This is a genomic window from Curtobacterium sp. NPDC087080, assembly GCF_044745105.1.
In the GTDB taxonomy this organism is placed as follows: Bacteria; Actinomycetota; Actinomycetes; order Actinomycetales; family Microbacteriaceae; genus Curtobacterium.
The window spans coordinates 442,476-464,384 of sequence record NZ_JBIUZP010000001.1 but is presented as its reverse complement, the minus strand read 5'-3'; the positions used below and the strand labels follow the sequence as shown (position 1 = coordinate 464,384).

The 21,909-nt window shown below is 75.2% G+C and carries 20 protein-coding genes; 7 read left to right on the top strand and 13 right to left on the bottom strand.

The genetic code is table 11. The annotated features are described in order from the left end of the window. Nucleotides 1-27: 27 nt before the first annotated feature. From ACIPEQ_RS02130 to ACIPEQ_RS02120, 3 genes are read right to left on the bottom strand one after another with little or no spacing between them, the layout of a single operon-like run. Nucleotides 28-918: a glycosyltransferase family 2 protein gene (locus tag ACIPEQ_RS02130; protein WP_402713770.1), complete on the bottom strand. Its 891-nt coding sequence runs from the start codon at nt 916-918 to the stop codon at nt 28-30. Further along, nucleotides 915-2,468 carry a D-glycero-beta-D-manno-heptose 1-phosphate adenylyltransferase gene (rfaE2, locus tag ACIPEQ_RS02125; RefSeq protein WP_402713768.1) on the bottom strand — a complete coding sequence of 518 codons (1,554 nt, stop codon included), beginning with the start codon at nt 2,466-2,468 and terminating at the stop codon, nt 915-917. The genes ACIPEQ_RS02130 and rfaE2 overlap by 4 nt, the downstream gene beginning before the upstream one ends. After that, complete coding sequence (locus ACIPEQ_RS02120; RefSeq protein ID WP_402713766.1) at nt 2,465-3,889, bottom strand: aldehyde dehydrogenase family protein; 1,425 nt, start codon at nt 3,887-3,889, stop codon at nt 2,465-2,467. Before ACIPEQ_RS02120 ends, rfaE2 begins: the two co-directional genes overlap by 4 nt. 156 nt (nt 3,890-4,045) lie before the next feature. Between ACIPEQ_RS02120 and ACIPEQ_RS02115 the strand changes: the two genes are divergently transcribed. Beyond that, nucleotides 4,046-5,167: a glycosyltransferase family 9 protein gene (locus tag ACIPEQ_RS02115; protein WP_402713764.1), complete on the top strand. Its 1,122-nt coding sequence runs from the start codon at nt 4,046-4,048 to the stop codon at nt 5,165-5,167. Nucleotides 5,168-5,560: 393 nt separating this feature from the next. Here ACIPEQ_RS02115 and ACIPEQ_RS02110 read toward each other — a convergent pair whose 3' ends face one another. The 7 genes from ACIPEQ_RS02110 to ACIPEQ_RS02080 form a co-directional block, all read right to left on the bottom strand. Continuing rightward, on the bottom strand, nt 5,561-6,265 hold the full coding sequence (locus ACIPEQ_RS02110; protein WP_402713762.1) for an SDR family oxidoreductase: 705 nt from the start codon (nt 6,263-6,265) through the stop codon (nt 5,561-5,563). Nucleotides 6,266-6,407: 142 nt separating this feature from the next. Then, nucleotides 6,408-7,796, bottom strand: a complete 1,389-nt coding sequence (locus ACIPEQ_RS02105; protein ID WP_402714208.1) for a PfkB family carbohydrate kinase — start codon at nt 7,794-7,796, stop codon at nt 6,408-6,410. Nucleotides 7,797-7,864: 68 nt separating this feature from the next. Further along, complete coding sequence (locus ACIPEQ_RS02100; RefSeq protein ID WP_402713761.1) at nt 7,865-8,491, bottom strand: SIS domain-containing protein; 627 nt, start codon at nt 8,489-8,491, stop codon at nt 7,865-7,867. Continuing rightward, a complete protein-coding gene (locus ACIPEQ_RS02095; RefSeq protein ID WP_402713759.1) occupies nt 8,488-9,885 on the bottom strand; it encodes a glycosyltransferase in 1,398 nt (465 codons plus the stop codon). The genes ACIPEQ_RS02100 and ACIPEQ_RS02095 overlap by 4 nt, the downstream gene beginning before the upstream one ends. Then, entirely contained in the window at nt 9,882-10,883 is a 1,002-nt protein-coding gene (locus ACIPEQ_RS02090) for a glycosyltransferase (protein ID WP_402713757.1), read from the bottom strand. The genes ACIPEQ_RS02095 and ACIPEQ_RS02090 overlap by 4 nt, the downstream gene beginning before the upstream one ends. 146 nt (nt 10,884-11,029) lie before the next feature. Continuing rightward, on the bottom strand, nt 11,030-12,082 hold the full coding sequence (locus ACIPEQ_RS02085; protein WP_402714207.1) for a glycosyltransferase family 9 protein: 1,053 nt from the start codon (nt 12,080-12,082) through the stop codon (nt 11,030-11,032). Nucleotides 12,083-12,150: 68 nt separating this feature from the next. Then, nucleotides 12,151-12,702, bottom strand: a complete 552-nt coding sequence (locus ACIPEQ_RS02080) for a D-glycero-alpha-D-manno-heptose-1,7-bisphosphate 7-phosphatase (protein WP_402713756.1) — start codon at nt 12,700-12,702, stop codon at nt 12,151-12,153. Nucleotides 12,703-12,763: 61 nt separating this feature from the next. Here ACIPEQ_RS02080 and ACIPEQ_RS02075 point away from each other — a divergent pair, with 61 nt between their 5' ends. From ACIPEQ_RS02075 to ACIPEQ_RS02055, 5 genes are all read left to right on the top strand, one after another. Next, nucleotides 12,764-13,774: a glycosyltransferase family 9 protein gene (locus tag ACIPEQ_RS02075; RefSeq protein WP_402713755.1), complete on the top strand. Its 1,011-nt coding sequence runs from the start codon at nt 12,764-12,766 to the stop codon at nt 13,772-13,774. Nucleotides 13,775-13,835: 61 nt separating this feature from the next. Continuing rightward, nucleotides 13,836-14,192, top strand: a complete 357-nt coding sequence (locus ACIPEQ_RS02070; protein WP_402713753.1) for a PRC-barrel domain-containing protein — start codon at nt 13,836-13,838, stop codon at nt 14,190-14,192. A 110-nt stretch (nt 14,193-14,302) separates the two neighbouring features. Continuing rightward, a complete protein-coding gene (locus ACIPEQ_RS02065; RefSeq protein ID WP_402713752.1) occupies nt 14,303-15,358 on the top strand; it encodes an SGNH/GDSL hydrolase family protein in 1,056 nt (351 codons plus the stop codon). A 33-nt stretch (nt 15,359-15,391) separates the two neighbouring features. Next, nucleotides 15,392-15,862 carry an NUDIX domain-containing protein gene (locus ACIPEQ_RS02060; protein ID WP_402713750.1) on the top strand — a complete coding sequence of 157 codons (471 nt, stop codon included), beginning with the start codon at nt 15,392-15,394 and terminating at the stop codon, nt 15,860-15,862. A 96-nt stretch (nt 15,863-15,958) separates the two neighbouring features. Further along, nucleotides 15,959-18,250 (top strand): carboxypeptidase regulatory-like domain-containing protein, encoded by a 2,292-nt coding sequence (locus ACIPEQ_RS02055; RefSeq protein WP_402713748.1) that lies wholly within the window; start codon nt 15,959-15,961, stop codon nt 18,248-18,250. Nucleotides 18,251-18,329: 79 nt separating this feature from the next. Here the strand turns inward: ACIPEQ_RS02055 and ACIPEQ_RS02050 are convergent, their stop codons facing one another. Both ACIPEQ_RS02050 and ACIPEQ_RS02045 read right to left on the bottom strand, forming a co-directional pair. Then, the gene (locus ACIPEQ_RS02050; RefSeq protein ID WP_402713746.1) at nt 18,330-19,712 is read right to left on the bottom strand and encodes an MFS transporter; all 1,383 of its coding nucleotides are present in this window, start codon (nt 19,710-19,712) and stop codon (nt 18,330-18,332) included. A 231-nt stretch (nt 19,713-19,943) separates the two neighbouring features. Then, nucleotides 19,944-20,816 (bottom strand): hypothetical protein, encoded by an 873-nt coding sequence (locus ACIPEQ_RS02045; RefSeq protein ID WP_402713744.1) that lies wholly within the window; start codon nt 20,814-20,816, stop codon nt 19,944-19,946. A 74-nt stretch (nt 20,817-20,890) separates the two neighbouring features. Here ACIPEQ_RS02045 and ACIPEQ_RS02040 point away from each other — a divergent pair, with 74 nt between their 5' ends. Further along, nucleotides 20,891-21,136: a hypothetical protein gene (locus ACIPEQ_RS02040; protein ID WP_402713743.1), complete on the top strand. Its 246-nt coding sequence runs from the start codon at nt 20,891-20,893 to the stop codon at nt 21,134-21,136. Nucleotides 21,137-21,158: 22 nt separating this feature from the next. On the opposite strand, the gene yidC is transcribed toward ACIPEQ_RS02040, so the two are convergent. Further along, entirely contained in the window at nt 21,159-21,893 is a 735-nt protein-coding gene (gene yidC, locus ACIPEQ_RS02035) for a membrane protein insertase YidC (RefSeq protein ID WP_402713742.1), read from the bottom strand. Between the last annotated feature and the right edge of the window lie 16 nt (nt 21,894-21,909).

Below are 21,909 nucleotides of genomic sequence, written 5' to 3'. Positions count from 1 at the left end.
TGGTGTGGCCATTCTGCCCCGTGCGCCTCAGCGGTGGTGCGGTGCCGTCTCGTGGTCGTCGAAGAGCACGTCCGGGGCGTCGACCCGCCGGTCGGTCACCGTGGTCGGGCTCTCGAGGTGCACGGCGCCGGACGGCAGGATGCCCGCACCGCCGAAGCGCTCCATGACCCGCCACTGGGCGACGACGTCCTCACCGGAGTGCTGCGGGGGCAGGGCGTCCCAGAACCGGAAGCCACCGACCTGTTCGAGCGCGGCGCGGTCGTACACGACGCACGCGCCGACCCAGGCGACCCGGTAGGGCACCCACCCGCCGGTCTCGACGTCGAGCTCCGCTGCGACGTGCGCCGGGTTCGCGGCGTTGTGCAGCGACAGCCGGTCGAAGCCGGCCGTCCCACGGCGCACCACCTCGGGCACGACCGGACCGTCCCACGGCTCGAACACGGCCGTCTCGTGCGGACGGCGGTCCTGCAGGTACGACAGCCCCTGAACGGCGCTCCCGACGAAGCCGCACCCGAGGTCGCGGAGCGCGTCGAGCATCCGGCGGACGGTGCCCGGCTCGAGCCAGACGTCGTCGTCGAGGTAGAGCACCGCGGGGGCGGTGGCGTGGTCGAGGAGGTGCTGCCGGTGCTCTGCCAGGCCACGCCGTTCCGGGTGGGCGAGGAGCGTGACGGGCCGGCCCTGTGCCTCCAGGACGCGCAGCATCGAGGCCACCGCCGGCTCGGCGGCGGCGTCCTGACCCGCGGACTGGTCGCTGAGGACCAGGCGCAGGTCGACGTCGGTCTGCGCCGCCAGCCCGGCGAGCGTGGTGGCGAGTTCCGCGGGCCGCCCGACGGTCGGGACCAGGACGTCGACCTCGGCCGGACCGCGGTCGTCCGTCAGGGGGCGCGCCCAGGCGCCGGACCAGCGGGCGGCGGTCACGGCGCCGGGTCGGGCTCGACGGCGGGTGCCGAGGAGTCCGCGGCGTCGGTCGCCGGAGCGGTACCGGCCGCGGCAGCCGCGGCGGCGGTGGCCTCGCGGATGCGTCGTACGACGGCGGTCGTCGAGTGCTCGGGAACGTAGTCGACCATCACGACCTCGCCGCCGTACGCCTGCACGACGCCCGTCTCCTCGAGCATCTCGGGGGAGTAGTCGCCGCCCTTGACGTAGACCTCGGGACGCAGGCGTTCGATGAGCGGGATCGGGGTGTCGGTCGCGAAGACGGTCACCAGGTCGACGCAGGCGAGGGCGGCGAGGACGCCGGCCCGGTCCTCGGCGGTGTTGATCGGACGCTCCGGACCCTTCAACCGTCGGACCGAGTCGTCGTCGTTGAGGGCGACGACGAGCAGGTCACCGAGCTCGCGGGCCTGCCGCAGGTAGGTGGTGTGCCCGCGGTGCACGACGTCGAAGCAGCCGTTCGTGAAGACGACCCGGCGGCCGGCGGCGCGGGCGGACTCGACGGCCAGCGCGAGGTCGTCGTGGTCGACCACGGTCGCGGCGGGCGCCGTGACCGACTCGATCAGCGCGGCGGCGGTGCAGACCGACGTTCCGGCCTCGCGGACCACGACGTCGGCCGCCGCCTGGGCGACGGCGATCGCGTCGCGGAGCGGGGCGCGGACGGCGAGGGCGACCGTGGCCGCGGCGCAGAAGGTGTCGCCCGCACCCGAGGCCTGCTGCTCGGAAGCGGGGGTGGCACGGGTGCGGAAGGCCTGGTCGGCGTCGGACTCGAGCAGGACGGTCCCGTCGCGGTCCAGGGTGACGACGGCCGCACGGGCGCCGCTGCGCGCGAGGACCTCGTGGCGGGCGTCCACCACGACCGGTACCCGGGCGGAGCCGGTCCCGAGGTCACGCCCGAGCAGCCCGGCGGTCTCGCCGGCGTTCGGCGTGACGAGGTCCGGGTGCAGGTCGGCCCAGCGGGTGAGGTCGTGGGCGTCGACCACGACGGCGCCGGGCCGGTCGCGGTCGAGCACGGGGACGACGTCCTCGGGCCGCACGCCGAGACCGTAGTCGCACACGACGGCGGCGTCGGCGGAGCGGACCGCGCGGGCGACCGCCTCGCCGAGTCGGGCTCCTGCACGGGCGTCCGGCACGGCGGCGATCTCGTCGACGCGGACGACCACGCGGTCGCCGCCGACCACCCGCGACTTCGTCGTGGTGCGCGCACCCGCGACCTCGACCAGGTACGTCGTGTCCACCCCGGCGGACTCGAGCCGCTCGCGGAGCACGCGGCCCGACTCGTCGTCGCCGATCAGGCCGACCATGCGGACGCGGGCACCGAGGGCGCGGGCGTTGACCGCGGTGTTCGCCGCACCGCCCGGTACGGCGACGGTCTCGGTCACGCGGACGACCGGAGCGGGCGCCTCACGGGAGACGCGCTCGGCCTCGCCCACCGTCCAGCGGTCGAGGATGCAGTCGCCGACGACGACGACGAGGGGTTCGCGGTCGTCGACCGAGGCGACCAGGTCGCGGACGAGACGGACGTCGGCGGTCATCGGGTTCCTCCGGTGGTGGTGCGGGCGGGAGCGGCTTCGAGGTGGACGACGGTGGTGGTCGTCATCTCGTCGAGCAGGTGCGGGCCGTAGCCGAAGCCGGCGCCCGACGCCCCGCGGGGCTGGGCGCTGCCGCCCGGTGCGCCGCCGAACACGGCGTTCACCTTCACGGTGCCGACGGGCAGCTCGGCAGCCGCACGGAGCGCGTGGCCCGTGTCGCCGGTGAGCACGGTCGCGGCGAGGCCGTACCGGTCGGCCGCGGCGAGCCGCAGCCCCTCGTCGAACGACTCGACGACCCGGACCGGTGCGATCGGACCGAAGGTCTCCTCGGTCACCACGAGCATGTCGTCCGTGCAGTCGGTCAGGACGGTGGCCGGGTAGAACGTGCCGACGCCTCCGGGGGTCGTGCCGCCCGTGCGGACCACGGCGCCGCGCTGCACGGCGTCGTCGACGTGCGCCTGCACCGTGCTGCGGAGCCGGTCGTCGACGAGCGGTCCGAACTCGGCGGCGGACGACGCCGTCCGGCGCTCGGCCTCGGCGACGAGCGCGGCGGTGAACTCCTCGGCGACGTCCCGGTGCACGTAGACCCGCTCGACGCTCGTGCAGATCTGGCCCGTGTTGGCGAAGGCGCCCAGTGCGACCTGCGCGGCGGCCCAGGTCGGGTCGACGTCGGCGTCGACGACGACCGCGTCGTTGCCGCCGTTCTCGCGGATCACGTGAGCGCGGGTCCGTGCGGCGACCTCCGAGAGGCGGTCGCCGGTGGCGGTGGAGCCGACGTGGGCGTACACGTCGATGCCGTCCTGCTCGAGCAGCGCCTCACCGGTCGCGGCGTCGCCGTCGACGCCCACCAGGACACCCTCCGGCAGGACCTCGGCGAGCAGCGCGTTCAGGCGGGCGATCGTGCCGGGGCACCGCTCGCTGCCCTTGTGCACGACGGTGTTGCCGGTGACGATCGCGGCACCCAGGATGCCGAGGGCGACGGCCACCGGGTCGTTCCACGGCGTCAGGGCGAGCACGACGCCACGGGGGTGGGGGACCGACCAGTCCGCGGCGCTGAACTGCCCGCGGAGCGCCTCACCGCGGTGGACCGGGCCGAGCTCGGCGTACTGCACCAGCGTCCCGATGCCGGCCTGCACCCCGCCCATCGCGTCGCCGGGCACCTTGCCGGTCTCGCGGGTGTTCAGGTCGGCGAGTTCCTGGGCGTGCTCGCGCAGGTGTGCGGCTGCGGCGTGCAGGAGGGCTCCGCGCTCCGCCGGTGCGGTGCGCGCCCACCCGGGAGCGGCCGCCCGTGCGCGCGCGACCGCGTTCACGACGTCCTCGCGCGTGGAGCGCGGTGTCGTCGTGGCGATCGACCCGTCGACGGGGTCGGTGACGACCAGGTGGTCGGTGTCGGTCGCGGTCGCTGACGGGGTGGCGATGCTCATGGTGTCCTTCCGGAGACGGGCGTACCGCTCCACGCTGCCCGGGGGCACCTGTGCGGGGTTCCGGTTTCGCGTCCTCGGTCCGCGGAGCGCACTGCGGGGGCCGTCGGCCGGTCGGGCCCGGCAGTCCTCACGGCTCGGAACGGGTAGACGGGTCTGGTGCAACTGATCGGCAACGGTGGAGACCGCTTCGACGACGTCCGGGAGATCGCGGTGCTCCGCGGCGGTGGTCTGGGAGACCTGATGTTCGCGGTCCCCGCCCTCGACGCGCTCCACGCCGCGTACCCCGACGCCCGCGTCACGCTGCTCGGCAGCCCCTCCGCCGCTGCGCTGCTGCGGGGTCGGACGGACGCCGTGCACGCCTTCGAGGAGCTCCCGGTCGTGCCCGGCGTGCGCGACGGCGGCGACGGCGCCCCCACGCTCGAGGACTTCGAGTCGCGGCTGCGCGGCCGGTTCGACCTCGCTGTCCAGCTGCACGGCGGCGGTCGGAACTCGAACCCGTTCCTGCTCCGTCTCGCCGCACCGCACACCGTCGGCACCGCGACCGAGGACGCCGAGGTGCTCGAGCGCTGGGTCCGCTACGTCTACTACCAGCACGAGGTGCTCCGCGGGCTCGAGGTCGTGTCCCTCGCCGGTGCCGCGCCCGTCACCCTCGACCCGCGGGTCGACGTCACCGAGGAGGAGCGGCAGGCCGTACGCGACCGGCTCGACGTGCGGGGACACCTCGTCGCGGTGCACCCCGGCGCGACCGATCCACGTCGGCGCTGGAGCCCCGAGCGGTTCGCGGCCGTGGTGTCCGCGCGGCTCGACGCCGGCGACGACGTCGTGCTCGTCGGCGACGCGACGGACGTCCCCGCAGCGCAGGCGATCCGCGGGGCGGTCCCGGTGGCGCTGCAGGACCGACTGCACGACCTCACGGACGCCCTGCCGCTCACCGAGCTCCCCGCGGTGCTCGCCGCTGCCGACGTCATGGTCGGCGACGACTCCGGCCCGCGACACCTCGCCGTCGCGGTCGGCACGCCCACGGTCGGCGTCTTCTGGTTCGGCAACGTCGTGAACGCGGGCCCGGTCGACCGCGGACGGCACCGGGTGCACATGTCCTTCGTCACGCACTGCCCGGTGTGCGGCGTCGACGTCACGCAGGTCGGGTGGACCGCGGAGCGCTGCGAGCACGACCCGTCCTACGTCGACGAGGTGCAGCCCGAGGCCGTGCTCGCCGACGTCGAGGACCTGCTCGCCACGGTTCGGCCCCGCGAGCGCGCAGCCGAACCGGTCGCCTGAGCCGGCGCTGGGGTGCGCCCGGACGTCGGCTCCGGCCCCGCCGCGATCCGCGCGAGCGGGCCGGACTTGCCACGCGCGCTGCGTCGAGCGGACGCGATCCGTCGTCGGGTGGTGCCGAGCGTGACAGATCTGGCCCGCTCGGCAGGGCGGGATCGAGCGGACGCGAACGAGTCCGGGCAGACGGGGACGACCCCGACCGGGCAGGACACGCCGCAGGCGTGCCGTCGTGCGGGCGGTATCCGTCGGCCGCTGGTGCCGAGCGTGACAGATCTGGCCCGCTCGGCGGACGGAGGCGACCGCGACGGACGGGGCCGGCAGCGGAGCCGGCCACGGACGCGACGGGAGGCGCGGTGCCGTCCGGCACCGCGCCTCCCGTCGCGTCGTCAGCGGGGACTACGGCCAGCTGGGCTCCGTCGCCGGCATGATCGACAGCTCGCGGATCTCGCACCCGGCGGGCTGCGCCAGCGCGAACAGGATCGAGTTCGCCACGTACTCCGGCTCGATGAGCTGCGCGTCCGGACCCGGCTTGTACTGCTCGGTCCGGCCCTCGAAGAACGCGGTGCGCATGCCCGCGGGGATGATGTTCGTCACGCCGATGCGGCCGGCGGTCTCGGCGGCCAGCGCCTGCGAGAAGCCGCGCACGCCGAACTTCGACGCCGAGTAGGCCGTGCCGTCGCCGACGCCCTTCAGCGCGAGCGACGACGAGATCGTCACGACGCGGCCGTGCGTCGCCTCGAGGGCGGGGAGCGCCGCGCGCACGACGGCGGCGGTGCCGAGCAGGTTCACGCCGACGATGCGCTCCCAGTCGCCGGAGGAGATCCCGCCGATCGGGGCGGGCTTGTCGATGCCCGCGGCGGTCACGACGGCGTCGAGGCCACCGTGGCGCTCGGCTGCCTCGCGGACGGCGCGCTCGGTCGCCTCCGTGTCCGTGACGTCCACGGCGACGGCGTCGGTGCCCTCCGGCACGCCGTCGACGCGCAGGTCGAGGACGATCGGGGTGCCGCCGGCCTCGGCGACCGCGGCGACGACCGCCGCGCCGAGACCCGAGGCGCCGCCGGTGACGAGGACGCGGCCGATGGGGGTGGTGGGGACGGGCATGGACTTCCTTCCGGGAGTGGCGTGGTGCCGGTCCGCCGGCGGTGCCGACGGGACGTGTGTGGTGACCGTGCCGGACGGGAGGCGCGTGGCGGCGGTGCGCCGCGCCTCCCGTCCGTCACGTGGTCGGGTCGGGTCGGGTCGGTCAGCCGACCGCGGCGAGTGCCGCGGCGAGCCGAGTGGTGGACCGACCAGGGTGGAACGGGACGGTGACGACCCGGCCGCCCCACTCGGCGAGCGTGGCCGCCTCGGGGAGCTCGCTGGCCGCGTAGTCGCCGCCCTTCGCCCAGACGTCCGGGCGGAAGCGGCGGAGCGCCTCGTCCGGGGTGTGCTCGTCGAAGACGACCACCGCGTCGACGCAGTCGAGTGCGAGCAGCAGCTCGACCCGGTCGTCCTGCGTCATGATCGGTCGCTCCGGGCCCTTCAGGGCGCGGACCGAGTCGTCCGAGTTGAGGCAGACGACCAGGCAGTCGCCGAGCGCCCGGGCGGCGGAGAGCGTGCGGGCGTGCCCGGCGTGCAGCAGGTCGAAGCAGCCGCCGGTCGCGACGACGGTCCCGCCGGCGCTGCGGACCTCGTGCACGACGCGCAGTGCATCGCGGTCGACACCGGGGACGGGCACCGGGGCGGGACCGTCGTCGGCGAAGAGCGCGGTCACCCCGCCGGCTGCCAGGTACTCCGAGGCGGCGAGCACGCCGGCGGCGACGGCGTCGGTGACGTCCGCACCCTCGGCGAGGGCGATCGCGACGCCTGCGGCGAGCCGGTCGCCGGCGCCGCAGGGGTCGCCGGCGGTGACGGACGGTGCCGGGACGAAGCGGCTGTCGAGCGCGCCCGGCGCGGTGCCGTCGCCGCTGCGGCGGGAGGCGACGAGGGCGCCGCGGTCGCCCATCGTGACGGCGACGGCGGCGACGTCCCAGGTGCGGACGAGTTCGGCGGCGGCGTCGGTGGCGAAGGGGACGCCCTCGCCGGACAGGTCGGTGAAGCGTCGGGCCTCGGCGGTGTTCGGCGTGACGACGGCGGTCCCGGCGACGGGGGAGGCGCCCTTCGGGTGCGGGTCCCAGACCACCGGCGTGGTGCGGGCCACGGCGGCCAGGGCGTCGCGCAGTCCCTCGGACGCTGCGACACCGCGGCCGTAGTCGGCGACGACGATCGCGTCGGCACCCTCGAGCGCGGCGGTCATCTCGGTCGTGGTCCCGGGGACGGGCGGGGTGGCGCACCCCTCGTCGATCCGGACGAGCGCGTGGTCGACCACGCGGACGCGGGTCTTGACCGGGGTCGGGGCTCCGGAGGGGCCGGCGACCACCCGGACGTCGGGCAGCAGTCCGCGGATCTCGTCGGCGCGCTCGTCGTCGCTGAGCACGGTGACGAGCGTCACGTCGTGGCCGTCCCGCACGAGCATCGACGCGACCAGGCCGGCGCCACCGGCGCGGCGGTCGTCGGTGCGGACGTCGACGACGGGCACCGGGGCGTCCGGGCTGAGCCGCTCGCTGGTGCCCGAGACGTCGACGTCGAGCAGGGTGTCGCCGACGACGACGATGCGGCGCCGGGCGCCGTCGGCGTGCGCGGCGGTGCGGCCGTGCGGGGCTGCGGTGCTGTCGTGTGCGGTCACCGGCGGCCACCGCGGCGCAGTGCCGGCTCCATCGCACGGCACAGGGCGTGCACGAGGACGAGCTGCGCCTCCTGCACGTTCGCCGACGGGCCCTCGATGCAGATCGCGTCGTCGACCGCGTCGGCGAGCGGGTTCGGGCCGGGACCGGTCATCGCGATCGAGCGGGCACCGACGGCCCGTGCGGCCTCGGCGGCGCGGAGCAGGTTCGGGCTCTTGCCGCTCGTGCTGAGGAGCACGACGACGTCGCCGGCGCGGGCGTGCGCCGTGACCTGGCGGGCGAAGACCTGGTCGTAGCCGTAGTCGTTGCCGATCGCGGTGACGGCGGAGCTCTCGGCGTGCAGGGAGATCGCCGAGTACGCCGGGCGGTCCCCGTCGAAGCGGCCGGTCAGCTCGGAGGTCAGGTGCTGCGCCTCCGCGGCCGACCCGCCGTTGCCCGCGGCGAGCAGCCGACGGCCGGCGACGAGCCGCGCGGCGATGTCGTCCGCCCACGCGGCGATGTGGTCCTTGTGGTCGACGAGCGACGCGATCACGGGCACCGAGGCGGCGATGTGGTCGACGACGGTCCGGACGCTGGGGCTCCCGGTCTCCGGCTCGCGGGTGCCGGTCTGCTGCTCGATGGTCATCGTGCGGTCCTCTCCGTCTGGTGCGGCAGCACCGCGGGCGTCGGGCGGGCGGTCCGTCCGGCGCGTCCGGGACGGGCGCCCGGGGTGGTCGTGGCGGGGGTGATCGTGACGGGCTCGTTCGACACGGGTGCGGTGCCGGTCGCGGCCACGGGCGCGGCGAGGCCGTTCGCGGCACCGGCGACGAGCCGCTCGTAGACGCGCTCGCTCTCGGCGGCGACCTTGTGCCAGGTGTACCGGGCCTCGGCGCGTTCGCGTCCGGCGCGTCCGTAGGCGTCGCGGCGCTCGGGGTCGTCGAGGATCGCACCGACGGCTGCGGCCACGGCGTCCTCGTCGCGGGGCGGGACGTGCAGGCCCGTGGCGTCCTCCACGACGGTGTCGATCAGGCCACCGACGCTCGACGCGACGACGGGGCGGCCGCACGCCATGGCCTCGAGCGGCACGATCCCGAAGGGCTCGTACCAGGGGGCGCAGACGACGACGTCGGCGCTGCGGTAGACGGCGGGCATGTCGTGCTGTCCGAGCTGGCCGCGGAAGGTCACGTGCTCCCGGACGCCGAGCGACCGGGCGAGGGCGTCCAGGCGCTGGTACTCCGGGTCGTCGGCCAGGTCGGCCCCGGCGGTGCCGGCACCGCCGACGACGACGAGCTCGGCCTCGCGGCCCTCGTCCAGCAGCTTCGCGAGGGCGGCGATGGTCGTGCCGACGCCCTTCCGGCGCACCAGGCGGGACGCGGTCAGGACCCGGTAGGGGCGTCCGCGCTCCTCGACGGGGCCGTCCGGCCGGAAGAGCTCGGTGTCGACCCCGCACGGCACCACGGAGATCGCGTGCAGCGGGACGCCGAGCGCCTTGAGCTCGAAGGCCTCGTCGGAGCACGTCGCGACGACCTGGTCGACGCTCCGGCCGACGGCGGGCTCGATCCACTCGCGCTCGGCGGGGCTCGTGTCGGCGGTGCCCTGGTGGCGACGCTTGACGACGCCCAGCGCGTGGAAGGTCTGCACGACGGGGATCCGGACCCCACCGGTGCGGGCGTGGACCTGCTTGACGGCCTCGAGCGCGGCGTGCCCGGACATCCAGAAGTGCCCGTGCACCACGTCGGGACGGTCGACGAACCACTCCGCCGCGAGCACCGACGCGAACGTGTCCATGAACGGGAAGAGGTCGTCCTTCGGCACGTGCCGGGCGGGACCGGCGTCGACGTGCACGACCGCGACGCCGGGGCGCAGGAGCACGCGGACGGGCTGGTCGGCGTCGTCGCGCCGCGTGTACACGGTCACCTGGTGGCCGCGGTCCGCCAGGGCTCCGGAGAGCTCGGCGACGTGCACGTTCTGTCCACCGGCGTCGACTCCGCCGAGCACCGCGAGCGGGCTCGCGTGCTCGGACACCATCGCGATCTTCATCGGAGGCTCCCTTCCAGCGCGGCGTCCGCCGCGCGTCCGCGTCGCGCACCACGCGCGACGGCGTCGTCGAGGAGGTCGTCCCAGTCCGCCAGGTACCGGCCGAGCGCGTGCCGCGCGAGCGCGGCCTCACGGGCGACGGCACCGCGGCGGCGGGCCTCCTCGGGGTCCTCCAGGAGCGTCCTGGAGGCGCGGACCAGGTCGTCGACGTCGGTCGCGATCGCGCCGGCCTCGGCGGGCACGGTCCGCGGTGCGTCGGTCGTCGCGAGCACGAGGACCGGCATCGCCATGTGCATCGCCTCGATCAGCGACAGACCGAGCGACGTCCACCGGTTCGGGTGCACGTAGGCGCGCCGCTGTGCGAGCGCGGCGTGCATCGGGTCGGCGGGCACGTCGCCGAGGGCGATGACACGGTCACCGAACCCGAGTTCGGGCAGGCGGTCGGTGCCCATGCCCCAGAGGTCGACGGGCGCGACCTCGGCGAAGCGGGGGAGCAGGTCGGTGCCGACCACGCGGCCGCGACGGACCGGCTCGTTGATCACGACGCCGAAGCGCTCGAGCTCGCCGGTGTACAGCGGGCCCGGGTCGACGACACCGTGCTCGACCACCGTGGTGCGGGTCGTGCCGCAGTCCCACATCAGGGCGTTCCAGTGCGTCACGTGCGCGATCACGAGGTCGTCGCGGTCCCGCATCGGGTGCAGGCTGCTCGGGACGTCGACCCGCGGGGCGTTGTGCTCGACGAAGACCGTCGGCACCCGGCGTCCGCCGAGCAGGCGCCGGGCCTCCTCGAGCTCCTCGGTGCGCTGCAGGACGACCACGTCGACCTCGGCGTCGGCGATGTCCGCCGGGTCGATCTCGATCGCGTTCGCCGGCCAGTCCCGCCCGCCGCGTCCGAGCCCCCAGCCGTCGCGGGCCGGGGTGGTCGGGATGAGGTACTCGTGGGGGCCGCGGACGAAGGCGTCCATCCAGCCGCCGTGCACGTGCCACACGAGGATCCGCATGCAGGGCCTTTCGACGGGTCGGTGCCCCTCCGGACAGCTGCTCCGTCGACGCTCGCGCGCGCTGCGCGGGTGCCGGAAGAGGAGCAGGAGGAGCAGTGGCGCACGCTACGGGAGCACTGCTGGTGCTCCTCGCAGCTTCTCCGGCTTCATCCGCGGAGCGCAGTGCCGCTCGAGACGGGTCCGGACCCGTCCCCGCCTGCCAGCAGGCGTCCGTGTGCTGCGAGGACGTCCTCCACGCGCACTCCGGACAGGCAGGGGTGCCCTGGGACCGGGCACTCGCGCGCCCGGCTCAGGCGGCAGGCGGCGGACTGGTCGCCGAGCAGCTCGACCTGCGGCGCGTAGGGAGCCCACTTCACGGCGGGCACGACGGGGGAGAACAGGCTGACGATCCTCGCGCCCACCGCGGCAGCGAGGTGCGCCGGGCCGGTGTTCCCGACGACGACGACCTCGGCACCGGCGAGCACCGCGGCGAGTTCCGCGGGCGACGTCCGACCGCCGAGGTCGACCGCGGTGTCGCCCGCGACGGCCGCGGTGAGGTCCCGCTCGCCCGGGCTGCCCGTGACGACCACCGGGACCCCGCGCTCGGCGTACGCGGCGACGAGGGCGCGGTGGTGTCCCTCCGGCCAGGAGCGTGCGGGGACGCTCGCGCCAGGGTGGACGACGACGTAGCGGTCGAGGGCGGCCACCTCGGGCGGTGCGACGGCGTCGTGACGCACCACGAGCCTCCCGTCGTCCCCCGGCGGCAGGTCGAACCCGGCGGCCGCGGCGATGCGGAGGGCACGCTCGGGCTCGGGGAGGTCCTCGGGCAGGTCCTCGCCGGGCCGGAGTCGGACGTCGAGCAGCGACCCCGGGTGGTCGACCGACGCGCCGGAGACCCGGGGCACGCCGGCGAGCCGGAGCAGCAGGGCGACCGGCAGGGGCGACTGGTGGAACGACGTGAGGGCGACGGCCTCGTCGGGCTGCTCCTCGGTGACCAGCGCGCGGAACTCGCCGAGCAGTGCGTCGTCGATCGGTCGGGCGGTCTCGGTGACCCACGGTGCTGCCCAGACGCGCACCCGGTCGACCCCGGGCAGCAGGTCGGCAGCCGGGGACCCCTGGGGGCCGCAGAGCATCGTGACGTGCGAGGCACCGGCGGCGACGGCGCGGACGGCGGGGCCGGCGACCAGGACGTCGCCGAACGAGTCGAGCCGGACGACCAGGACGCGCGGGCCGGAGCGCGCGGTGCCGGTGCACGCGGTGCCGGTGTCTGCGGTCTCCTCGGGACGGCTCACGCGAGCGCTGCCGGGACGCGGGCCAGCACGAGGGACACGGCGTCGTCGAGCGAGGTCGCGACGGTCCCGGCCTCGTCCACCTCCGCGGTGCGCGTCCGCGGTGTCGGCACCAGGATCCCCTGCGCACCCGCTGCGGCGGCGGCCCCGACGTCGGCACCGATGTCCCCGACGACGACGACCTCCGACGGGTCGAGTCCGAGCCGACGGGCCGCGTCGAGGACCATGCCCGGACGCGGCTTGCGGCAGTCGCAGTCGTCGCCGGCGTCGTGCGGGCAGACGCACCAGACGCCGAACGGGCCGACCAGTTCGTCCACCCGGGCGTTCGTCGCGTCGACCTGCTCGCGGGTCGCCAGGCCCTTCGCGATCGCCGACTGGTTCGTCACGACCCCGACGCGCAGGCCGGCGGCACGGGCACGCTCCACCGCCCGGTGCGCACCGGGCACGGGGACGACCTTGTGCGGGTCGGCGTTGTACGGGACGTCGATGACGAGGGTGTCGTCACGATCGAAGAGCAGACCGCGGACGACACGGTCCTTCGCGAGAGCCATGCTCCTTGGTACCGTCCGCCGGCCGGGAACCGGCCCAGGCGTGGCCGGATAGCGTCGGACCGTGACCGCCGTCCCCGCCCTGCCCCCGTCCGACGGACGCCCGGACCTGCTCGTCCTGCGCGCCATCAAGCTCGGCGACGCGCTCGTCGCCGTCCCCGCCCTGCACGCACTCCGCCGGGCGTTCCCCGGTCACCGGATCACCCTGGCGACGACCGCGTGGCTCGCCCCGGTCGTCGAGCTGCTGCCGGTCGACGTGCACCTCGCGCAGCACGGCCTCGACCACCCGATCGCCGCCCCCGCGGGCGCGGTCGACGTCGCGGTCAACCTGCACGGCGCCGGGCCGGAGTCGTCCGACCTCGTCGCCGCGCTCGGTGCCCGACGGGTGATCGGCCACGCCGACCCGACGCACGGCTACGAGGGCCCGGAGTGGCCCGACGACGTCCACGAGCGCGAGCGGTGGGCGGACCTGGTGACCTGGCACGGCATCCCCGCCGACCCGGACGAGGTCGCCATCGCACGGCCCGTCGCGCCGTCCGTCGCGCCCGGCGCGGCCGTCGTGCACATCGGTGCCTTCCACGGTGCGCGGCACTGGCCGACCGACCGGTTCGCGGACGTGGTGCGCGGGCTGCGGGACCGCGGTCTCGACGTGGTCCTGACGGGAGGCGCGGAGGACGTCGAGCGCGCCACCGCCGTCGCACGGACGGCCGGCCTGCCGCCGGAGGCGGTCCTCGCCGGTGCGCTGGAGCTGCAGGCCTTCGCGGGCGTCATCGCCTCGGCCGCGCTCGTGGTCACGGTCGACACCGGGGCCGCGCACCTCGCCTCCGCCTACGGGATCCCGTCCGTCGTGGTCTTCGGTCCGGCGCCGCCCGAGGCGTGGGGTCCGCCCGCCTCAGGTCCGCACGTGGTGCTCACCGACGCGTCCGTCCGACGCGGCGACGTGTTCGCCGAGGACCCGGACCCGGCGCTCCTGGCGGTCGGGGTCGACGACGTGCTCGCGGCGGTCGACTCGCTGCCGGTCGCTGCTGCTGCTGCTGCCGCTGCCGCCCCGGCCGCTCCGACCGCTTCGCCGTGAACTCCCCGAGTGCTCGTCGGTAGCGTCGAGGCGTACCTGTCCTGCTCGAAGGGAGCGCCCCGTGTTCGAAGCCGCCAACATCCGTGACTGGATCGGCCTGCCCGTCGTCGACGAGACCGACGACAAGATCGGCACCCTCGAGAGCATCTACTACGACACCGCGACGTCCGAGCCCGCCTTCGGCGCCGTCACGACCGGGCTGCCCGGGTTCCAGAAGCTGCTGTTCGTCCCGCTCGTCGGTGCGACGGTGGCGCCGAAGCACCTGCTCGTGACCTTCGCCAAGAAGCTCGTCAAGGACGCGCCGTCGATCCCGACCGACGGCGAGCTCGAGGCCTCGACCGAGCCGGTGCTGTACGAGCACTACGGGCTGCAGTACCAGACCGGCAGCAACGGCGAACGGCGTCTGGGCCGACGCTGACACCGCCGCTCGGGACGGGCAGGTAACCTTGCCCGTCCCGTCGCCGTGTCCACCCGGAGGACCCCCTGCACCGCACTGCCCGCCCGAAGCGGCTCACCGCCGTCGCCGCCGTGCTCGCCGTCCTCGCCGCGACCGTCGTCGCGCCGTGGAGCCCGATCGGTGGCGCGGGCTCGTTCGTGGGGATGTCGGGCGACCGTGCCGTCGCGGCGCCGATGTGGCCGGTGCCAGCGCCCTACCCGGTCACGGACGACCCCGACGAGACGCTGTCCGACCTGCCACCCGGCAGCGAGTACGTCGCCCTCGGTGACTCGTACTCGGCCGGCTACGGCCTCTCCGATCCCACGCGCCTGCCGACCAGCGCCTGCGGCCAGTCCGCGCGTGACTACCCGCACCGGCTCGCAGCGCGCTTCGGCTTCGACCTGACCGACGTCACGTGCGCCGGCGCCACCAGCCGTGACGTGGTGTCCGGTCACCAGTTCCGCGGCGTGCCGCCCCAGGTCAGCGCGCTGTCCGAGGACACCCGGCTCGTCACGCTGACGATCGGCGGCAACGACGCCGACCTGTTCGGCACCGCGGCGTCCTGCCTCGCGCTGTCGTCCCGCGGGCCGGTGTTCTCCGGCCGTGATGCGCCGTCGTGCCGCAGCACGCTGGTGCACGACGGCGTGGACGACCTCGACGTTCGGATCCGCTCGCGGGTCGCACTCGGGATCGCCGACACGCTGGCCGCGGTCCGACAGGCCGCCCCGAACGCGGTCGTGGTGTTCCTCGGGTACCCGGCGATCTTCCCCGACGCCGCGCACACGCCGGCGGGGGGCTGCTTCCGCTCGGCGCTCGACCTCGGGTCGCTCGTGGGGTCCTTCCCCCGGGACACCTACCCGTTCACGAACAGCGACGTCCGGTACCTGCACGACGTCCAGGACTCCCTGAACGAGGTCTCGGCGTCCGCCGCCGAGGCTGCGGGGGTCCCGTTCGTCGACGTGTTCGCCGCGTCGCAGGCGCACTCGGCCTGCGCGACCGACGACCCGTACGTCGCCGGCGTCTCGCTCTCCGGCGCCGGGGACCTGAGCCGCATCGACATGGAGCCCGGGGCCCTGCACCCGAACGGGCGCGGCGTCGCGTGGCTGACCCGGCGGCTCGCTGCCGAGCTCCGGGCGACCGCGGGCTGAGCGCTGCACGACGGCGGGTCGTAGGCTCGACCGGTGGTCACCAGCGCAGGGCTCCTGCTGCACCGTCGATCGCCGGTCGACGGGTCCCTCGAGGTCCTCGTCGCGCACATGGGCGGGCCGTTCTGGCGTCGTCGTCCACGCGCGTGGTCGATCCCGAAGGGGCTCCTCGAGGACGGGGAGGACCCCCTCGACACGGCACGACGCGAGTTCGCCGAGGAGATCGGTGTCCGCGCTCCGGACGGCCCCGTGCTCGACCTCGGCGAGGTCCGGCAGGCCTCCGGGAAGCGCGTCCGGGTCTTCGTCCTGCGGGCGGACGGCTTCGTGGTCGACGAGGTGCGGAGCAACACCGTGCAGGTCGAACTCCCGCGAGGGTCCGGACGGTTCGTCGAGGTCCCCGAGGTGGACGACGCGCGCTGGGTGAGCGTGGACGAGGCTCGCGAACTGCTCGTGGCGGGCCAGGTCGCCGCACTCGACCGACTGCTCGCGGCCGTGCAGGGCTGGTGAGCCGGGTTCCGCACCCGGATCTGGCCCCCGTGCGCGGGCCGCAGATAGCCTGAGGAAGCGTCGAGGATTCGTCGACGCCGACACAGGGGAGCACGCATGCGCAGACGGCGCACCTTCACCGCCGGCGGCATCGCCGTCGCACTCGGAGCAGCACTGGCGGTGGGCGGCGTCACGAGCGCGACGGCCGCGACCACGGGCAACTGGGGCACCTTCACCGTGGGCGGGTCGAGTCAGGCGTACACCGGCTCGGTCGCACTCCCGGGGTTCCCGGAGACCACCTTCACCTCGACGTCCCGCCAGGCCGGCGTCATCTCCGGCGCATCGACGTGGCAGGGGCCGTCCACGCCTCCGGGCGCTGCCTACGCCACCAGTCGCGGCGAGACGTACCTCAACCAGCGTCCCGCGAAGGACGACGCGCAGGGCCCGGCCGTCACCACCTACACCTTCGACGGCGGGACGCCCGGTGCCGGCGGGTGGTCCTTCGTCCTGGGGGACGTCGACGCGGACCAGGCGACGATCTCGGCGACCCTCGCCGACGGCACGCCTGCCACCGTGGCCCAGCTCGGGTACGAGGGGTCCTACAACTCCTGCTCGACGGTCTCGCCCGGCGGGTGGAGCTGCCCGCGCGACCCCGGCGGGGTGGCACCGGGGCAGGACCGCCCCACGTGGGACCCCGCCACCGGGGTGCTCCGGGGCAACGACGCCGCCAACGACACGGCGGGCGCCAGCGCCTGGTTCACACCGACGGCCTCGCTCGCCACGCTCACCATCACGTACCAGCAGCGCAGCGGCTTCCCCGTGTACCAGACCTGGTTCGCGAACCGGACCTCGTCGCTCTCCGGTACCGCCGTGCTCGACGGCCAGCCGCTGCCGGACACGCTCGTCACGGTCACCGCCCCGAACGGCACCGCGTACACGACGACGACGGACGCGGACGGCAGCTACACGTTCGACGCGCTGACCCAGGCCGACGGCTACCGGGTGTCGGTCGCGACGCCGGAGAACGCCACAGTCGACGAGCAACCAGCGCCCGTGAGCCTGCGCAGCGACGTCACCGGCGCGGACTTCGCCTTCAGCACGCCCCCGGGGACCGTCGACCTCGACGGCACGGTGGTCGATGCCGACGGACGCCTGGTGGCCGACGCCGAGGTGACCGTGACGGACTCCGCCGGTCTGCCACTGGCGACCGTCGTCACCGACGCCGACGGCCGCTGGCGTGCCACGGGCCTCCCGGCCGGCACCGCGGTCGTCGCGAGTGTCGTCGGTGCCCCGCAGGTCTCCGGCACGACCGGTGCCGACGGTGCCCCGGCGACCGTGCTCGCCCCGATCGTGCTGCCGGTCAGCGTCGGGACGCTCAGCGGCCTCGTGACGCTCGACGGCGCGGCCCCCGCCGCGCCGGCGCTCGTCGAGGTGTTGCAGGACGACGTCGTGGTGGCCACCGTCGAGACGGGGTCCGACGGCACGTACGGCCTGGCGCTCCGGCCCGGCACCTACACCGTCCGTACCGAGGCGGCGGTCGCCGGTGCTCCGGAGCCGACCGAGCTGTCGGTCGTGGTCACCGCCGACGGCACGGTCCGCGCGGACTTCCCGTTCACGACGCCGGTCCCGGTCACCGTCGGGCAGGCCGGTTCGGTCCGCTACGAGGACGGCACGCCCGGGGTGGACACGACCGTCACCGCACGGCCGGTCGAGGCCGGTTCGGGTGCCGTGGTCACGGTGCAGACGACCGCGGACGGCGGGTACGCGCTCACCGGGTTGACGCCGTCGACGGAGTACACCGTGAGCGTCGAGGGTGCTCCCGTCCGGACGGTCACGACGCCCGCCACGGGGACCGCCGGCGACGCCGTCGACTTCGTCCTGCCCCTGCCGACGGTCGACCAGCCGGGCACGGTCGTGGACGCCGACGGCGCCCCCGCCGCGGACGTCCCGGTCGTGGCGACGCCGACCGGCGACGACGACGGTGAGCCGATCAGCACGACCACCGGCGACGACGGCGCCTTCGCCCTCGAGGGGCTCCGCCCGGGGACCGAGTACACGATCACCGCCGGCACGGGCGTCGAGCAGTCCGACCCGGTGGTCGTCGCGACCGCCGCGGTGGGCGTGACCCCGGTCCCCGTACGCCTCGTCCTCGCCGAGGCCGCCGTGACGCCGCAGCCGACCCCGACCCCGACGGTGACGCCGCAGCCGACCGACGGCCCGACGCCGAGCACGGCACCCGTCGCGGGCGGTACCGGCCAGGGCGGCAGCGGGCCGGGCGTCGGTGCGCTCGCGTTCACCGGCGCCGAGGTCGCCCCCGCGATCGCCCTCGCCGCGCTGCTGCTCCTGGCGGGCGGTGGGCTGCTGTCCGTCCGGGCGTCCCGTCGTCGTCGGGCGCTCCCGCAGGACTGACCGCACCCGGCCACGTCCGGACACGAGCACGGGGCGCGTCGGCACCGACGCGCCCCGTGCTCGTCCTCGTCCGACCGGATCAGCCGCGCCGCTGGGACCGCACCGACCCGGTGGCGGTCGAGACGGAGCCCGTGACGACGCCCACGGACCCGGTGATGGTCGCGATCGCGCGGCTGACGACGGGCACCGAACTCGTGACGACGGCGAGCGACGACGTGATCGCCTCGATCGAGGTCGTCGACAGGTGCTCCTGCGTGTGCGAGTGCACCGGGAAGCCACGGCGCGCCGCGAGCACGACGCCGAGCGACCCGACCAGCACGACGGCCCCGGCGAAGGGCAGGTACTGCAGGCCGACCGCTCCGAGCGCCTGACCGCCCACGGCCGCGCCGCCCGCGATGCCGATGTTCGACGCGCCGTTCACCAGGGCACCGGCGATGTCGGGGGAGACGCCGCCCGTGCGGATCGCCGCGGCCATGAACAGCGTGCCGGTCGTGCCGTTCGCCGCCATCCAGACGCCTGCGACCACCATCGTGCCGAGCAGCGACCCGTGCACGAACGGCAGCACGGCGAAGGCGGCGGCCATCACGGCGACCGCTGCGACCAGGGTCTGCCGCGGTGCCCGGTCGACGAACATGCCGGCGAGCCAGAGGCCGACGATGCCGGTCCCGCCGAGCACGAGGAGCGCTCCGCTCACCATGCCGGCGTCGAGCCCGGCGTCGATCGCGTACGGCCCGATGTAGGTGTAGACGACGTAGTGCCCGGCGAAGAGCAGCAGGTCGGCGACGATGACGGACAGCAGCCCCGTCCGCGCCCAGGCACGCGGCGAGCCGACGTGCGGTGAAGCGGTCCCGCCCACCGCGGGCAGGAACGCCAGTGCGACCAGCGCGAGCGCGGCTGCGGCGAGCGCGACGGACCCCACCGCCGGACGCCACCCGATCGTCTGCGCGACCCAGGTCGCGAGCGGCACGCCGAGGACGAAGCCGAGCGAGCTGCCGGAGTAGACGAACGCGATCGCCCGGCCCGCGAGCCGCGGTGGGACGATCCGCGTCGCGTAGGCGGACGCCACCGAGAAGAAGAGCGCGTGCGCCACGCCGCCGACGACCCGACCGGCGCACACAACGGCGAAGCTCGGCGCGAGGGCGACCAGCAGGTTCGAGACCGCGTAGCCGACCAGGGTCGACACCAGCACCGCCTTCCGGGGGAGCCGTGCCGTCAGCGACGTCAGCGGGAGGGCGAGGATCGCGACGGCTGCCGCGTAGACGGTGACGACGACGCCCATCGTGGACTCGCTGACCCCGAGGTCGCGGCTCATCGTGCCGAGCAGCCCGACCGGCATGAGCTCGGTGGTGATCGCGAAGAAGGTGGCGAGCCCGAGCACGGCGATGCCGACGATCGACTGGGTGGTGACGGTGATCGGCCGAGTGTTCGTCGACACGGCCGAGGTGGTGGTGTTCGTGGACACGCTTGCTGACCTCCTCCGGGGAACGCCGGAGCACGCGTCGGACCGGCCGTCGTGACGGCGGTGCGCGGTGCGCGCTCGCGGTGGGTGTGGTGCGGGTCGGACGACCCGGTGTTGTGACGACTCCACGGCGAGTGCGCACATCCAGTGTTGCACGGAGCATCCGGATCGCGCGAGGGGGTCGCCGAAGATTCTTGTAGCGCTCCAACGAGATGCTCGGACGAGCATTCCCGATCAGTTCTCGTTCGTCACCGTGCCCTGCACGCCGCCACCGCGCAGGGTGATCGTCAGCGTCCCGCTCGCCGACTGCGCGGAGAGCGACACGTTCCCGTGCAGGGCGTCCTCCCGCGGGTAGCACGCCGTGGTCGACTCGAGGCGGTTCGCGGTCGCCACCAGGCAGATCGTCTCGCGGTCGGTCCCGACCCCCGCCCACACGTTCCACGGGGTCTCGAAGGCGCTGCCGTCCAGTGCGCGGTTCGTGAAGACCAGGCGCGTCGTCCGGAGGCTCACCGGGGCCTCGACCGGTCCCGGCAGCTGGTCCGCGTAGGTCTGCGGGATGTCGAGGAGCTCCTCGAGCGTGATCGCCCCGGGTGTCGGTGTCGTGCTCGGCGCGGCGACCCGCTCGCCGTCGGAGGTCCCGACCAGCGTTCCCGCTGCGAACGCCAGGCCGACGACGACCGCGGCGCCGAGCGCGATCCAGACCCGGGGGCGCGCGGTCCAGAGCAACCCGCTCGCGCGCGTCCGCCACGTGCTCGGCCCGGCCGGGAGGCCCTCCCCACCCCCGTCACGGACCGCGCCCGTTCCCGTGGCCGGCGGCGCGTCACCAGCCGGTGTCGGATCGGCGCCCGGTCCGGCCGTGGTCGGCTGCGGCTCCTGCTGCGGCGGCTCCGGCAGGTCCTGCTCCTGCTGCTGCTGCTGCGGCGGCTCGTGCGTCTCCTGCACGACCGGCTCGACCCCGTCACGTGCCCGGAGCGCGAGTCGAGCGCGCGCAGCGACCGCCGGCTCGACCCCGGCACCCCATGCGAGGGCCTCCAGTCGTGCCCGTTCCGCCGTGACGTCCTCGTCGGCCATGCGCGCTCCCGGTCCGGACGCACCGGACACGCTCATGCTCCCACCCGGACGGCGCCGCGTCCGGCCCCAGCGCGGGGGGCTGTCCAGTCCCCGAGGGGTAGACGGGTCGCATGACGACAGACGCAGGAACCGGGCGCGACGGCACCCGACACGACGCCACGCGACACGACGCCGACCCCGAGACCCTGGAGCCGCTGAGCCACGACACCCAGTCCGGTGAGGCCGACTACGTGGCGACGAGCCCGGGCGGCACCGGCACCGAGCGGCACGTCCCCACCCCGGACGAGGAGCAGGGTCGCGGCGCCGAGTACGACCCGGTCGACCAGGGCCCGCAGCAGGAGGGCCAGGGCGGCTGATCCCCCGGCTGCTGCACCGGCCTCAGCGCACCAGTCGTCGCAGCACTGCTCGTTCCCCGAGCGCCCAGACCGCGCTCGTGACGACGTACAGCGTGGCGGCGAGCGGCACCACCGCGGCGAAGACCACCGACACGAAGGGCGCCCACCGGACCAGCACCGCGGAGGCTCCGGCCCCCGGCTGTCCCGAGGGCCGCTCGACGGGGTTCCAGTGCGCCGCGGCTCGACGTGACGCCTCGACCGCCACCGCGAGGACGGCGAGCAGGACGAGCACCACCCAGGCGTGGCTCCAGAGCGGGGACGCGACCACGGCCAGCAGCGTGTGCCCGAGCGGGATCCCGGCCAGTGTCGCGTCGAGCAGCGTGTTCGCGACACCGGCGATCGAGGCGTGGGTGAACAGCGCGTACACGAGCGACGGGACCGGCGCCTGCGCGAGCACCGGCAGGCAGCCGGCCAGCGGGGAGACGCGTTCCGCGGTGTACAGGCGCTGCACGGCCTCCTGCAGACGGCGGGTGTCCGACCCGTACCGACGGCGGAGCGCGGCGAGCTGCGGCGCGAGACGTCGGCGGTCCCGCTCGGCACGCACCTGCAGCACGGAGAGCGGGACGAGCACGATGCGCACGACCAGGGTGAGCGCGACGACCGCGAGCGCGGCGGCCGCACTCCCGGCGACGGGGGAGAGCGCGGCGGTGAGGGAGGTGAGCAGGTCGGCGCCCGCGTGCAGCAGGGTGCTGACGACGGGCAGGGTGGAGAGGTCCATGACGTTCCGTTCGGTG

What these genes read in the sequence shown, in the direction of transcription:
- ACIPEQ_RS02055 (WP_402713748.1), top strand. Translation starts at nt 15,959, where the DNA reads ATGCGCAGACGGCGCACCTTCACCGCCGGCGGCATCGCCGTCGCACTC.
- ACIPEQ_RS02040 (WP_402713743.1), top strand. Translation starts at nt 20,891, where the DNA reads ATGACGACAGACGCAGGAACCGGGCGCGACGGCACCCGACACGACGCC.
- ACIPEQ_RS02095 (WP_402713759.1), bottom strand. Translation starts at nt 9,885, where the DNA reads ATGAAGATCGCGATGGTGTCCGAGCACGCGAGCCCGCTCGCGGTGCTC.
- ACIPEQ_RS02120 (WP_402713766.1), bottom strand. Translation starts at nt 3,889, where the DNA reads ATGAGCATCGCCACCCCGTCAGCGACCGCGACCGACACCGACCACCTG.
- ACIPEQ_RS02090 (WP_402713757.1), bottom strand. Translation starts at nt 10,883, where the DNA reads ATGCGGATCCTCGTGTGGCACGTGCACGGCGGCTGGATGGACGCCTTC.
- ACIPEQ_RS02045 (WP_402713744.1), bottom strand. Translation starts at nt 20,816, where the DNA reads ATGAGCGTGTCCGGTGCGTCCGGACCGGGAGCGCGCATGGCCGACGAG.
- yidC (WP_402713742.1), bottom strand. Translation starts at nt 21,893, where the DNA reads ATGGACCTCTCCACCCTGCCCGTCGTCAGCACCCTGCTGCACGCGGGC.
- ACIPEQ_RS02100 (WP_402713761.1), bottom strand. Translation starts at nt 8,491, where the DNA reads ATGACCATCGAGCAGCAGACCGGCACCCGCGAGCCGGAGACCGGGAGC.
- rfaE2 (WP_402713768.1), bottom strand. Translation starts at nt 2,468, where the DNA reads ATGACCGCCGACGTCCGTCTCGTCCGCGACCTGGTCGCCTCGGTCGAC.
- ACIPEQ_RS02080 (WP_402713756.1), bottom strand. Translation starts at nt 12,702, where the DNA reads ATGGCTCTCGCGAAGGACCGTGTCGTCCGCGGTCTGCTCTTCGATCGT.
- ACIPEQ_RS02110 (WP_402713762.1), bottom strand. Translation starts at nt 6,265, where the DNA reads ATGCCCGTCCCCACCACCCCCATCGGCCGCGTCCTCGTCACCGGCGGC.